The organism is Streptomyces boluensis, assembly GCF_009908195.1.
Taxonomy (GTDB): Bacteria; Actinomycetota; Actinomycetes; order Streptomycetales; family Streptomycetaceae; genus Streptomyces; species Streptomyces boluensis.
On sequence record NZ_JAAAHS010000209.1, the window covers coordinates 1 to 13300 of the forward strand.

The 13300-nt window shown below is 71.5% G+C and carries 12 protein-coding genes; 8 read left to right on the forward strand and 4 right to left on the reverse strand.

The window, feature by feature from the left end; translation table 11 throughout:
- The first annotated feature begins 252 nt into the window (after positions 1-252).
- The 3 genes from GUY60_RS23460 to pgfA all read left to right on the forward strand — a co-directional run bounded on the left by GUY60_RS23460 (position 253) and on the right by pgfA (position 3346).
- Positions 253-2010 (forward strand): lytic transglycosylase domain-containing protein, encoded by a 1758-nt coding sequence (locus GUY60_RS23460; protein WP_161701008.1) that lies wholly within the window; start codon positions 253-255, stop codon positions 2008-2010.
- Positions 2011-2200: 190 nt separating this feature from the next.
- Positions 2201-2335 carry an SPW_0924 family protein gene (locus tag GUY60_RS23465; protein ID WP_161701010.1) on the forward strand — a complete coding sequence of 45 codons (135 nt, stop codon included), beginning with the start codon at positions 2201-2203 and terminating at the stop codon, positions 2333-2335.
- 12 nt (positions 2336-2347) lie between these two features.
- Entirely contained in the window at positions 2348-3346 is a 999-nt protein-coding gene (gene pgfA / locus GUY60_RS23470; protein ID WP_161701012.1) for a cell envelope lipid trafficking protein PgfA, read from the forward strand.
- Here the strand turns inward: pgfA and hrpB are convergent.
- Positions 3336-5843 (reverse strand): ATP-dependent helicase HrpB, encoded by a 2508-nt coding sequence (hrpB, locus tag GUY60_RS23475; protein WP_161701014.1) that lies wholly within the window; start codon positions 5841-5843, stop codon positions 3336-3338. The genes pgfA and hrpB overlap by 11 nt on opposite strands.
- Positions 5844-5979: 136 nt before the next feature.
- On the reverse strand, positions 5980-6813 hold the full coding sequence (locus GUY60_RS23480; RefSeq protein ID WP_161701025.1) for a class I SAM-dependent methyltransferase: 834 nt from the start codon (positions 6811-6813) through the stop codon (positions 5980-5982).
- A 395-nt stretch (positions 6814-7208) separates the two neighbouring features.
- On the opposite strand from GUY60_RS23480, the gene rpsA reads away from it, so the two are divergent.
- Positions 7209-8729: a 30S ribosomal protein S1 gene (gene rpsA, locus GUY60_RS23485; protein ID WP_161701015.1), complete on the forward strand. Its 1521-nt coding sequence runs from the start codon at positions 7209-7211 to the stop codon at positions 8727-8729.
- A gap of 173 nt (positions 8730-8902) precedes the next feature.
- Here rpsA and GUY60_RS23490 read toward each other — a convergent pair whose 3' ends face one another.
- Entirely contained in the window at positions 8903-9871 is a 969-nt protein-coding gene (locus tag GUY60_RS23490) for a right-handed parallel beta-helix repeat-containing protein (protein WP_161701017.1), read from the reverse strand.
- Positions 9872-10204: 333 nt separating this feature from the next.
- Here GUY60_RS23490 and GUY60_RS23495 point away from each other — a divergent pair, with 333 nt between their 5' ends.
- The 4 genes from GUY60_RS23495 to GUY60_RS23510 all read left to right on the forward strand — a co-directional run bounded on the left by GUY60_RS23495 (position 10205) and on the right by GUY60_RS23510 (position 12870).
- Entirely contained in the window at positions 10205-11143 is a 939-nt protein-coding gene (locus tag GUY60_RS23495) for a PAC2 family protein (RefSeq protein WP_161701019.1), read from the forward strand.
- A 130-nt stretch (positions 11144-11273) separates the two neighbouring features.
- Positions 11274-11879, forward strand: a complete 606-nt coding sequence (gene coaE, locus GUY60_RS23500) for a dephospho-CoA kinase (RefSeq protein WP_161701021.1) — start codon at positions 11274-11276, stop codon at positions 11877-11879.
- A gap of 24 nt (positions 11880-11903) precedes the next feature.
- Positions 11904-12299, forward strand: a complete 396-nt coding sequence (locus tag GUY60_RS23505) for a DUF3592 domain-containing protein (protein WP_312866397.1) — start codon at positions 11904-11906, stop codon at positions 12297-12299.
- Positions 12300-12531: 232 nt separating this feature from the next.
- Positions 12532-12870: a tetratricopeptide repeat protein gene (locus GUY60_RS23510; RefSeq protein ID WP_161701029.1), complete on the forward strand. Its 339-nt coding sequence runs from the start codon at positions 12532-12534 to the stop codon at positions 12868-12870.
- 64 nt (positions 12871-12934) lie between these two features.
- Here the strand turns inward: GUY60_RS23510 and GUY60_RS23515 are convergent, their stop codons facing one another.
- Positions 12935-13222: a DUF6343 family protein gene (locus GUY60_RS23515; RefSeq protein WP_161701023.1), complete on the reverse strand. Its 288-nt coding sequence runs from the start codon at positions 13220-13222 to the stop codon at positions 12935-12937.
- Positions 13223-13300 lie beyond the last annotated feature (78 nt).

A 13300-nucleotide genomic window follows, 5' to 3' on the forward strand; every position in this document is an offset into this window, starting at 1 on the left:
GTTCACCCCGCCCCCTCGCGCGCACTCCACAAGCTGCCCTGCCGCGAGACCCGACCCGCGCGACAAGCCCCGTGTGACCGACCCGACCCACGCACCACCGACCCGCCCGCGAAGCGCAATCCTCCCGCCGCCCCGTGGCCAACCGGTAAAAAGCGGTCGGGAACGGGTGTCTGCGCAGCGGAAGTTGTCGTAGGGTCGCCTGGATCGGCGCGCTGGGGAGTGCGCGTGGTCACCTGGGGAGGGATCAGACGTATGGCAGCGCTGCACGGCCGACGACTGCGCAGGACAGCGGTGAGCGCGGCGCTCGCCGCGGCCACGGTGGCGGCGCTCTCCGCCTCCCAGGCCCCCGGCGTCACCGACACCCCGCAGGGCCGCCAGTCCACCGGCTCCACCCCGCCGCCCGCGGACGACTCCGCGACCGGCAACTCCCCGTACTACACCGACCTTCCGCCGCTCAAGAGCCCGCACCCGACGGGTGACGACGACGGCCCGGACCGTGCCGCAGACGCGGAGGCGGGCATTCCGGCCACGGTTCTCGACGCGTACAAGAAGGCCGAGGCGGCGCTGCGCGACAGCAAGCCCGGCTGCCGGCTGCCGTGGCAACTCCTCGCCGCCATCGGCAAGGTGGAGTCGGGACAGGCCCGCGGCGGCCGCGTCGACGACGCCGGTACGACGCTCAAGCCGATCCTCGGTCCGCAGCTCAACGGCAAGGGCTTCGCGAACATCAGCGACACCGACGGCGGCGCCTACGACGGCGACACCCTGCACGACCGGGCGGTGGGCCCGATGCAGTTCATCCCCTCCACCTGGCAGACCTGGGCGCAGGACGGTAACGCCGACGGCAAGAAGGACCCCAACAACATCTACGACGCCGCGCTCGCCGCCGGCCGCTATCTGTGCGCGGGCGACCGTGACCTGTCGACAAGGGCGGGCCTGCACCGGGCGATCCTCAGCTACAACCACTCGCAGGACTATCTGCGGACCGTCCTGTCGTGGCTGGAGTTCTACCGCAAGGGCACCCACGAGGTGCCCGACGGCACCGGTGTGCTGCCCGCGGGCCGCAGCGACGACAGCTCCGGGTCCGGCCCCTCGGCGAGCGAGTCCGACCGCCCGAAGCCGAGGCCCTCCGACAGCGGGAGCCCCTCGGACAAGCCCTCGGACAAGCCATCGGACAAGCCCTCCGGCGAGCAGCCCGGTGCGACCGATCCGGGCGGCGACGGCTCCACGCCCGATCCCTCCGACCCCTCCGAGCCCGGCACCACCCCGCCGCCCTCCGGTGACGGCTCCTCGGGCGGCGGTTCCGGGACGCCGAGCCCGACCCCCGCGCCCGAGGACCGGGTCGCGCACCTCGCGGACGCGGACACCGGCAAGCTGACCGCCACCGCGGGCACCCCCTTCGCGGCGAAGCCCGCCGTGCGGGCGCACGGTGCGAACGGGGCGGGCGTCGCCGGGGTGAAGGTCCGGTTCGAGATCGTCGGCTCCACCGACACCCGCTTCTCGGGCGGGGCCACGACGGCGACCGTCGCCACCGACAGCGGCGGCAAGGCCGTGGCGCCCACGCTTCAAGCGGGCGAGCAGACCGGCGAGTTCACGGTCCGCGCCAAGGTCGAGGGCCGCACCCTCGACGGCGTCGACTTCACCGCGACGGTCACCGCACGGCAGGCCGACGCGCTGGCCCGCGTCGGCGACAAGGAGCTGACCTGCGCGGCGGGCGCCGAATTCACCGAGCCCGTGGAGGTCAAGGCCACCCGCGAGGGTGCCGTGGCGGCCGGCGTCGAGGTCACCGCCACCATGATCAAGTCGGCGGACGGAACGGACGTCAACGACAAGGGCCCGTACTTCAAGGACAAGGACGGCCGTACGGTCCGTACGCTCAAGGGCCTGAAGACCGATGCCGAGGGAGTCCTGAAGCTCCCGAAGATCTACGCCGACGGCACCGCGGGCACGTATCTGCTGCGGCTCGACGCCGTCGGCGGCGGCACCGTCACCGTCGAGCTGAAGGTGTCCTGAGCGCCTGACCGGCCTTACGAGCAGGTGGAGTTGAGCGTTCCGCCCCCGTCGCCCACCGGGCACGGGGGCGGTGTCATGTCCTGTCGGTGAAACGTGTTCTCATCTCGCCGCCGCGTTGCTACGGTGCCCCAGCCCTGACGCCCTATCAGGTCGGCCGCTGTGGCCGTCCGGTCACCACGGGAGGCCGAGCATGCGTGCCCTGATCGCCGCCACCGTCGGCCTCGTCGCCGCACTCGCCCTGGTCCTGACCATGTCGGCCGTCGGGGCACCACCGGGCGAGACATCGCCGAAACCGTTGCTCACCACCGTTCCCGAACACCCGTAGGGAGGGCCGGCGATGCGCCGCAAGGCCAGTCTCGTCCTGCTCGCGTTCGCCGTGTTCTTCACGGCACTCTCGCCCCTGATGCGCTTCTACGCCTTCCCGCGCCTGGCGAAGATCCCACCCAGCCAGTACCAGGAGATGGTCCTGGAGGTGAAGCCGGCCACGCTCATCGACTACGGCACGATGAAGGCCAAGAAGGTCGACAAACTCACCATCGTGCAGACCCTCAAGGGCAACGTCGAGGAGTCCGACAAGATCGAGAAGCGCGTCGGCAAGGACGTCGTCGTCTGGGACGCGCTCGTCCATGTCGTGGGCCCCGACGGCAAGATGGTGTCCCAGATCCCCGAGCGGTACATCTTCGACGCGCACAGCTCCGAACCCGTCAACGCCAAGGGCGAGATGGTCGACGGCAAGCCCGTCAAGCGCGAGGGCATCGAGTTCAAGTGGCCCTTCCTGACCGAGAAGCGGGACTACGCGTACTACGACGCCCGCTCCGGCACGACCTCCCCGATCCACTACAAGGGCACCAAGGACTTCCGCGGCGTCGAGGTCTACTACTTCGAGCAGACCATCCCCTGGACCGAGGTCGACGTCCCCAACACCCTTCCCGTCAAGGGCATCACCCCGGAGTCGGTGCGCAAGACCGGCACCAAGTTCTGGTACACCACGGTCCGCAAGTTCTGGATCGAACCCACCACCGGAGCACCCGTCTACGGCGAGGAGATTCACCGCGAGGAGATGCGCGGCGGCACCCTCCTCGAAGGCAGCGGCCAGGACAAGGTCACCGCCTTCGCGGGTCACGCCAAGATCCGCGACGACTACGTCGACTACACCGTCGACCTGGTCTCTTCCCAGCGCGTCCTGGTCCTGCTCCTCACCAGCTACCTGCCCTGGGGCTTCCTCGGCCTCGGCGCCGTCCTGCTCACCCTGTCCCTCGTCCTGGAGGCCCGAAGCCGCAGGCCGGGCGAGCCCGAGGAACATTCCGCGCCCGAACCCGAACCGGTCAACGTCTGAGCCGCGCGTTGGTGTGCCGGGTCGGTTCCGCCGCCGCCGGATCCTCGGGCCACGGATGCTTGGGGTAGCGGCCGCGCAACTCGGCCCGCACACCCCGGTACCCGTCCCGCCAGAACGACGCCAGGTCCGCGGTCACCGCCGCGGGCCGCCCGGCCGGCGACAACAGATGCACCAGTACGGGCACCCCGGCGATCTCCGGCGTCCTGGCCAGGCCGAACATCTCCTGCAACTTCACCGCGAGCACCGGCTGTCCGGGATCGGAATAGTCGACCCGGATCCGGGAACCGCTCGGCACCGCGAGCCGCTCCGGCGCCAGCTCGTCCAAGCGCGCCGCCGCACCGCCCGCCCACGGCAGCAGCCGGTTCAGGGCCTGGCCCGCGTCGATCCGGGCGAGGTCGGCCCGTCTGCGCGCCTTGGACAGCTCCGGCTCCAACCACTCGTCCACGCGCGCGTGCAGCGCGCTCTCCGCCACGTCGGGCCAGGGCGCCCCCAGACGCCGGTGCAGGAACGCCAGGCGCCGCTGCAACTCCCGTGCGTCCGCTGACCACTTGAGCAGTGCCGTGCCCTCCTCGGCCAGGCCGGTCAGCAGCGCGGCCCGCACAAGGCCCGGATCGGGTTTCGCGAGCGGTCGCACCGCCAGCTCCACCGCGCCCAGGCGCCGCACGCTCCGGGCCACCACATCGCCGCCCGCCCAGACGACCTCCTCGCCCGCCGAAGCCAACGGCGCGGCCGCGCGCAGCGCCGTCTCCTCGTCCAGTACGGCACCCAGCCTCACGCGCGCGTGCGCCGAGCCCACCGGCCGGTCGGCCACCGCCACGGCGAGCCACGGCGCGGCATGCAACGGGGACCCCGCGCCCAGCTCGGCGGCCGTGCCCGACACCATCAGGAACGTGCCCTCGCCCCGCGCGCGTGCCACCCGTTCCGGGAACGCCAGCGAGGCGACCAGGCCGCACACCCGGTCGTCCCCGAGCGAACGCGCCCGCCCCGCCTTCTCGCCGACCGCGCCGGTCAGCCTGCGCACCTCCTGCCGCCACCGTGCCCCGTACGCGTCACCACCGCCGCGCGCGGACCGCAGCGCCGCCGCCAGATCGTCCCCGTACGCGCGTGGCGGCTCCTCGCTCAACAGCGCCACCGCCTCGGCCGCGGCCCGCGCGCCCACCTCGACGGCACCGTCGAGCAGCGCCCGCGCGAGCCGCGGATGCAGCCCCAACCGGGCCATCCGCGCGCCCCGTTCGGTCACCCGACCAGTGTCCGGGGCCAGGGCGCCGAGCGCGCCGAGCACCTCGCGCGCCGCCGCCATCGCACCGGCCGGGGGTGCGTCGAGCAGGGCCAGACCGGACGCGTCCGGGTCGCCCCAGCAGGCGGCCTGCAGCGCGAACGCCGCGAGGTCGGCCACCTTGATCTCCGGCGCGGGGAAACGCGGCAGCCGCCCCTGCTCGGCCTCCGCCCAGCAGCGGTACACGGCACCCGGCGCCTCCCGGCCCGCGCGCCCCGCGCGCTGCCGACCCGCCGCCTGCGAGGCCCGTACCGTCGTCAGCGCGCCCAGGCCGCGCGCGTGGTCGGTACGCGGCTCACGCGCGAGGCCCGAGTCGACGACGACCCGCACCCCCGGCACCGTCAGCGACGACTCGGCGACCGACGTGGCGAGCACCACCCGACGCCCCGCGCCCGGCGCGAGCACCGCGTCCTGCACGGCGGCCGGCGCCCGCCCGTGCACCTGGAGCACCTCCACCCCGCCCAGGTCCCCCAACTGCCCGGCCACACGCGCGATCTCGCCCACTCCGGGCAGGAAACACAGCACGTCCCCGTCCCGCTCCGCGAGCGCCCGGCGCACCGTCGCCGCCACATGGGACAGCAGCGCCGGATCCACCCGCATCCCGTGCGGCGGCCGCACCGGGCGCGCGGGCGGCGCCCACACCACCTCCACCGGGTACGCGACCCCCTGCGCCTCGACCACCGGCGCGTCCCCGAGCAGCCGTGCCCAGCCCTCCGCGTCGGTCGTCGCCGACGCCGCCACAAGCCGCAGCTCCGGGCGCAACGCGGCCCGTACGTCGAGCAGGAACGCCGCCACCGTGTCCGCGTCCAGATGCCGCTCGTGACACTCGTCGAGGACGACCACATCGACCCCGGCCAGCTCCTGGTCCCGCTGCAGGCGCTGCAGCAGCACCCCGGTGGTGACCACCTCCACGCGCGTGCGCGGGCCGACGACGCGCTCCCCGCGCACCGTGAACCCCACGCTGTCACCGGGCTTCTCGCCGAGCAGCCACGCCATCCGCCGGGCCGCCGCGCGCGCCGCGATCCGCCGGGGCTCGGCGACCACCACACGCCGCTGCTCCGACCCGCCGAGCAGCCCGGCGAGCTCCAGCGGGACCAGCGTCGTCTTACCCGTGCCGGGCGGCGCGCACAGCACAGCGGCGCCATGGTCGTCGAGGGCGCCGTGCAGCGCGGGCACGGCACCGCGTACGGGCAACTGCTCCAGGAGGTCGCTACGGATCACCCACCCAGTGTCCCGGACCCCCGAACCGCCGACGCCGGCCTGTGGACAACCTCGAGCCGGGCCCGCGGAGCGAGCGGACGTATCTGAGCGAGCGGACGTACCTATAGGAGCGGACGTATCTATAGGAAGGGAGGCGCTACGCGCGGTCGTCCCGTTCGCACACGAAGATCGCCGTGCCCGGGATCAGGCCACCGCGCAGCGGGGACCAGCCGCCCCACTCCTGGCTGTTCCACTCCGGCCACTCCGGCTCGACCAGGTCGAGCAGGCGGAACCCGCCGGCGACCACGTCGCGCACCCGGTCCCCGACCGTCCGGTGGTGCTCCACGTACACGGCCCGGCCCTGCTCGTCCTGCTCCACATAAGGGGTGCGGTCGAAGTAGGAAGCGGAGACGGACAGACCCTCGGGGCCCGGCTCGTCAGGGAAGGCCCAGCGGATCGGGTGCGTGACGGAGAAGACGAACCGGCCGCCCGGCCGCAGCACCCGGCGCACCTCGCGCAGTACAAGGACGGGATCGGCGACGAAGGGCAGCGCCCCGTACGCCGAGCAGGCCAGGTCGAAGGAGCCGTCGGCGAAGGGCAGCGCCCCCGCGTCCGCCTGCACCAGGGGCAGTGGCGCCTCCGAACGGAAATCGGCCAGGCGCAGCGCGTGCTGCAGCTGCCGGTGCGAGAGGTCGAGGGCCACCGGGCGGGCGCCCTGCGCCGCGAGCCAGCGCGAGCACTGCGCGGCGCCCGCACCGATCTCCAGTACGTCCCGCCCCTTCAGCTCCTCGGCGGGACCGAGCAGCTCCGCCTCCACCTCGTCGAGGCCCTCGGGGCACCAGACGAAGCGGTCGTCGCCGAGGAAGGTGCCGTGCTCGCCCTGGTACTCGTCCGCGTTCCGGTCCCACCAGCCGCGGTTGGCGCGGCTGCTCTCGGTGACGTCCGAATCGCGTCGGGTGGCTTCGGGTTCCGGCAGCTCGTGCTCTTGGATGGTCGGCTCCCTCGTCGTACTGTTCCGTTGGTCTTTGAAAAAGCTGTCGCGGGCGGGCGGGGCAAGGCCCCGCTGGCCTCGGGCGACAGTTCTTGTGCCGGGTTTGCGGCGATCCGCCCCGGGTGTGCGCCTTCGCGCATTGACCCTGCCCGGCAGCCCCCGTATGCTACAAGTTGCGCTGGCGGCCTGCGCTCCTCAGACAGAGCAGGGTGCGCTCGCATCTGTTGTATGTCCCCTCGGTTTTCGAGGCGTTTCCGTTTCCCTCTGGGAAATCTCCCCCAGGGGAGAACCGCGGATTTTCTCGCCTCCCTGAACTGTCTGGCTTCTGCAGGGCGAAATGGGTTCCCGGCGTAGCAGTACCTACGACTTCAATGTCCGCCGGAGCCCTAACCCACATGACGAGCAGCACCGAGACCACCGCCACCACCCCGCAGGTAGCGGTCAACGACATCGGTAACGAGGAAGCCTTCCTCGCCGCGATCGACGAGACGATCAAGTACTTCAACGACGGCGACATCGTCGACGGCGTCATCGTGAAGGTCGACCGGGACGAGGTCCTGCTCGACATCGGTTACAAGACCGAAGGCGTCATCCCGAGCCGCGAGCTCTCGATCAAGCACGACGTCGACCCGAACGAGGTCGTCAAGGTCGGCGACGAGATCGAGGCCCTGGTTCTCCAGAAGGAGGACAAGGAAGGCCGTCTGATCCTGTCCAAGAAGCGCGCTCAGTACGAGCGTGCCTGGGGCACGATCGAGAAGATCAAGGAAGAAGACGGCATCGTCACCGGTACCGTCATCGAGGTCGTCAAGGGTGGTCTCATCCTCGACATCGGCCTCCGTGGCTTCCTGCCGGCCTCCCTCGTCGAGATGCGCCGCGTCCGCGACCTCCAGCCCTACGTGGGCAAGGAGCTCGAGGCCAAGATCATCGAGCTGGACAAGAACCGCAACAACGTGGTCCTGTCCCGCCGTGCCTGGCTCGAGCAGACCCAGTCCGAGGTTCGCCAGACGTTCCTCACGACCCTCCAGAAGGGTCAGGTCCGCTCCGGCGTCGTTTCCTCGATCGTCAACTTCGGTGCCTTCGTGGACCTGGGTGGCGTCGACGGTCTCGTGCACGTCTCCGAGCTCTCCTGGAAGCACATCGACCACCCCTCCGAGGTTGTCGAGGTCGGCCAGGAAGTCACCGTCGAGGTCCTCGACGTGGACATGGACCGCGAGCGTGTCTCCCTGTCGCTCAAGGCGACGCAGGAAGACCCGTGGCAGCAGTTCGCCCGCACGCACCAGATCGGTCAGGTCGTGCCCGGCAAGGTCACGAAGCTGGTTCCGTTCGGTGCGTTCGTCCGCGTGGACGAGGGCATCGAGGGCCTGGTCCACATCTCCGAGCTGGCCGAGCGCCACGTGGAGATCCCGGAGCAGGTCGTCCAGGTCAACGACGAGATCTTCGTCAAGGTCATCGACATCGACCTCGAGCGTCGCCGCATCAGCCTCTCGCTGAAGCAGGCCAACGAGGCCTTCGGTGCCGACCCGTCGACGGTCGAGTTCGACCCGACCCTGTACGGCATGGCCGCGTCGTACGACGACCAGGGCAACTACATCTACCCCGAGGGCTTCGACCCCGAGACCAACGACTGGCTCGAGGGCTTCGAGACCCAGCGCGAGGCTTGGGAGGGCCAGTACGCCGAGGCGCAGCAGCGCTTCGAGCAGCACCAGGCCCAGGTCATCAAGTCCCGCGAGGCGGACGCCCAGGCCGAGGCCGAGGGTGCGGCTGCTCCCGGCGGTGCGGCTCCGGCCGCGTCCGGCGGCAGCGGCGGTGGCGGCGGCGGTTCGTACTCCTCGGAGTCGGACGACAACTCCGGCGCCCTGGCGTCGGACGAGGCGCTTGCCGCTCTGCGCGAGAAGCTGGCCGGCGGCCAGAGCTGAATCGCTCTGCGCTAGCAGGTAGTTGAACAAGTGGGCCCGCACCTTCTGGTGCGGGCCCACTTGGCTTTTCGCTCACTCGCCGTGGGGCGGTTCCCTGTGAGTGCGTGCGGCTCTCGTCGTGGCTGGTCGCGCAGTTCCCCGCGCCCCTTCGGGCGCCCCTCTCAGGATCTACTTCAAGGTGTGATCGGCACGTTCGTCAGGCCCTTGCCGCCCGTCACCGTGTTGCTCGCGTATACGGTCGTCGGGCAGTCGGTGCTGTGGTTCGCCACGTTGATCGCGAGCTGTTTGTCGCCCGTCGCGCCCGTCAGGTCCGAGGTGTTGTCCCGGAAGACCGTGCCGCAGCCCCAGCCGGGCTGCTGGGAGTGGGTCTCGTAGCCGTTGTTCGTGGTGTTGCGGCCGGTGTTGTTCTGCACCAGGACGTCATTGCCTTTGACGTCCACCCATGAGTCGTCGTAGTTCGCGCCGGTCAGGCCCTTGCCGTCGAAGGTGTTGCCGACGATCCGGGCGCCCGTCGTGCCCTCCTTGATGTCGATGCTCTCGCCGCCGACATCGGGGCCGATCGTGTTGCCGGTGATCTCCACCCGGTCGCTCCGGTCGGAGAGCGTGTTGGCGCTGCCCACGTACACGCCCTCGCCCATGCCGCGGCCGTCGTTGCCCGTGTCGTAGATCCGGGAGTCCTTGATGACGCCGTCGGCGGAGGACTCGCGGAAGTGGACGCCCTCCATGTCCAGGCCGTGCACCGTGACCTGGTCGACGACGACGCCGTCCGCCGAGTCGATCATGATGCCCTTCTGGCCGCCCGTGACGGTCAGGCCCCGCACGGTCCAGTGCGCGGCGCCGTCGAGGTGCAGCCCGTAGCCGCCGCCCGCCGTGAGGACCGCCTTCGGGGAGCCGGTGAGCGTGATGCGGGCGTCGGCGCGGGCGGCCGTCGCGGTCTTGAAGTTGCCGCTGTACGTGCCGTCCGCCAGGCGGATGGTGTCCCCGGCGCCCGCGGAGGTCAGCGCCGCCTTCAGTTCGGCCGCGGTGGACACGTCGATCACCGCTTCGGCGGCCGTGGTCGCGGGCGCCGCTGTCGCGAGGGTCGGGACGGCGACCGCGGTGGCTAAGGCGACCGCGGTGGCGAGCAGAGTGCGGGTACGCATGGGGGTTCTCCTATGTGAACGCGGGGCTTGTCTGTGAACTGGAGCCGTTCCGGGAACGTAGAGGTGGGGCATGGCCGCGTCAAGGTCTGGACCAGAGGTGTCCGGAGCCTTTGCTGGTCAACTCGTTTGCTGGGCCCAACTGTTGCGCGATCGGGCGCGCCAACTGACCGTCCCCATAGAGGCGTTCACGCACACGAACACGGGCAGAATCTGTAGGGACCTCCTGAAGGGGCTCCCGGACTTGCCGAGAACGTGCCGGGAGGATGCGCGATCGGGAATGCCGACGCCCCGCAGTGTTGTTCTGGAGTACGAACACGAGGAGGAGCGGTCACTGTGCTTGATCCCCAGAGTTTGTACACATGGGAGCCGAAGGGCCTCGCCGTCGTCGACGTCGCGCTCGCCCAGGAGTCGGCCGGACTTGTCATGCTCTACCACTTCGACGGGTACATCGACGCAGGTGAGACCGGTGACCAGATCGTCGAGAAGCTGATCGACACACTCCCGGGACAGCTCGTCGCCACCTTCGACCACGACCGGCTCATCGACTACCGGGCCCGTCGGCCGCTGCTCACCTTCGAGCGCGACCGCTGGACCGCGTACGACGTCCCGGCTCTGGAGGTGCGGCTGCTCCAGGACGCCACCGGCGCGCCCTTCCTGCTGCTCTCGGGGCCCGAGCCGGACGTGGAGTGGGAGCGTTTCGCGGCGGCCGTCGAGCAGGTCGTCGAGCGCCTCGGCGTCCGCCTCTCGGTGAACTTCCACGGCATCCCCATGGGCGTACCCCACACCAGGCCCGTCGGCCTGACCCCGCACGGCAACCGCGTCGACCTGGTGCCCGGCCGCAGCGCGCCCTTCGACGAGGCCCAGGTGCCCGGCAGTGCGGCGGCCCTGGTCGAGTACCGCCTGATGGAGGCCGGTCACGACGTGCTCGGTGTCGCCGCGCACGTCCCGCACTACATCGCCCGCTCCGCCTACCCGGACGCGGCCCTGACCACCCTGGAGTCCGTCACCTCGGCCACCGGCCTGGTGCTGCCCGCGGCCGCGCACGCGCTGCGCACAGAGGCGCACCGCACCCAGACCGAGATCGAGCGGCAGATCCAGCAGGGCGACGAGGAGCTGGTCTCCATGGTCCAGGGCCTTGAGCACCAGTACGACGCGGCCGCCGGCGCGGAGACGCGGGGCAACATGCTCGCTGAGCCCGTCGAGATCCCCTCGGCGGACGAGATCGGCCGCGAGTTCGAGAAGTTCCTCGCCGAGCGGGAGGGCGAGGCGTAGTCCGCGTACGTGCAGTAGTCCCCGTGCGTGCGGCAGTTCCCGTACGCGCAGAAGTCCGCGTACGTGCGATCGGCGTGAAGATCCCGGGGGCGGGCAGCGCAGTGTGAAGTCAGGCCCTAAGCTGCCGGGCATGCTGAAGGTGGGTTTGACCGGCGGAATCGGTGCGGGCAAGAGCGAGGTGTCGCGGCTCCTCGTCTCCTACGGTGCGGTTCTGATCGACGCCGACAGGATCGCGCGCGAGGTCGTGGAACCCGGAACTCCGGGGCTCGCGGCGGTTGTCGAGGCCTTCGGGCCGGACATCCTGGCGCCCGACGGCAGCCTCGACCGGCCCCGGCTCGGTGCCGTCGTCTTCGCCGACCCCGAACGCCTCGCCACCCTCAACAGCATCGTGCACCCCCTGGTGGGCGCCCGCTCCGCCGAGCTGGAGGCCGCGGCGGGCGCGGACTCCGTCGTCGTACACGATGTGCCGCTGCTCGCCGAGAACGGCCTCGCGCCGCTGTACGACCTGGTGGTCGTCGTGGACGCGGCCCCCGCCACCCAGCTCGACCGGCTCGTGCGGCTGCGCGGTACGACCGAGGAGGACGCCCGCGCGCGGATGGCCGCGCAGGCCACCCGGGAGAAGCGCCTGGAGATCGCGGACATCGTGATCGACAACGACGGCCCGCTCGACGCGCTCGCCCCGCAGGTCCGCACCGTGTGGGAGGACCTCGTGCGGCGCGCCGCCGACGGATCCTGAGGCCGCGGTGGCCGTTTCGCGCGCGTGGTCCGCGCGGTGATCGTGCCGGCGGTGCTGACCGTCATCGGCGGGCTCGTCGCCGTCCTCGCGGGCGGTTACGGACTGCACCGGAGCCGCCGCGCAGCCGTCTCAGGACAGACCGTGTCCGCGCTGGTCAAGCCGCCGCAACGCGGCTCGGACCGGCCCCTCGTGCAGTTCGAGACGGCCGACGGCCGGGTCGTCGAAGTGGTCTCGCCGGTACCCCGCACGCGTCGCAGGCCGCTGCCCGCCGGGAGTGAGGTGCGGATCGTGTACGACGCCGACGACCCACGCGAGATCGTCCTGCCGGCCGGCGCGAGCGTCCGTACCGACCTGGGTTTCGTGGTGGCCGGAGCGGCCCTCGTGGTGCTCGGCGCGGTGCTGGTCGCGACGGCGCCATAGCGCGGTAGCGCGGTACGAGGCGGATTCAGGGCGCGATTCGGCGCGGGATTCCGGGCGGGATTCAGGGCGGTGCGCGCGTGGAATAGGCGCTGTGCGGGGCGTGTTGTCAACCGTGGAGCGAGGGAAGGACGCAGTCGTGCCCGACAACGGTCGTCACAGCAGCGGATCCAACGGCAGTGAGCGTGCCGGTGGCGGACACGGCGGAGCGGGACGCAACCCGGCGACCCATGTCATCGACTTCCGCGCGGCCGAGCAGCTCCTCGCGGCCCGCGATCCGCGCGGCGCGGTCCAGCTCCTCGACGAGGTGATCGCCGCGCACCCCGAGAACACGGCGGCCCGGCTGCTGCGGGCCCGCGCCTTCTTCGCCTCGGCCCAACTGCGCGCCGCGGAGCTGGAGTTCTCCATCGTCCTTGAACGCGAACCGGACAACGCCTTCGCGCACTTCGCCCTGGCCCGCACCTACGAACGCGCCAACCGGCCCGGCCCTGCCCGCCGCCACTTCCGCCTCGCGGCGGCCCTCGACCCGCAGCCGGAGTACCTGGCGGCGGCGCGGTTCGACAGCGGCGGTTGAGGGGTACGCGCCGCAGGTCAGCGCGGTGGCCGGGGCGCGGGTCCGAACGCGGCGGCCTGATCGGTCAGTGCGCGGGACGGCCGTGGCTCCTCGGATTGCCGTGGTCCGGTTCGTACGGGGGGATGTCGGGGCCCGGCTGGTAGTGGGGGCCCTGGTGGATGTGGCGGATGATCATCGTCATGTCGACCGTGACGATCACCCAGAGGACCGCGCACGCGGCGGCCCAGCCGGGGTGGTCCGTCAGGGCGAAGGCGACCGTGCCGACCACCGCCCAGACCAGGCCCCACAGACTGAGCCAGAACCGCATGCGCAGCGGACTGCGCGCGGTCATCGGTTCACTGCCCGTACGCATCGGCGCTCATCTCCCGCTGCCGGTACGGCCTGCTCCTGACTCCAGGATCCACCTGTGGGCGGGCGAGCGGTAGTGGGG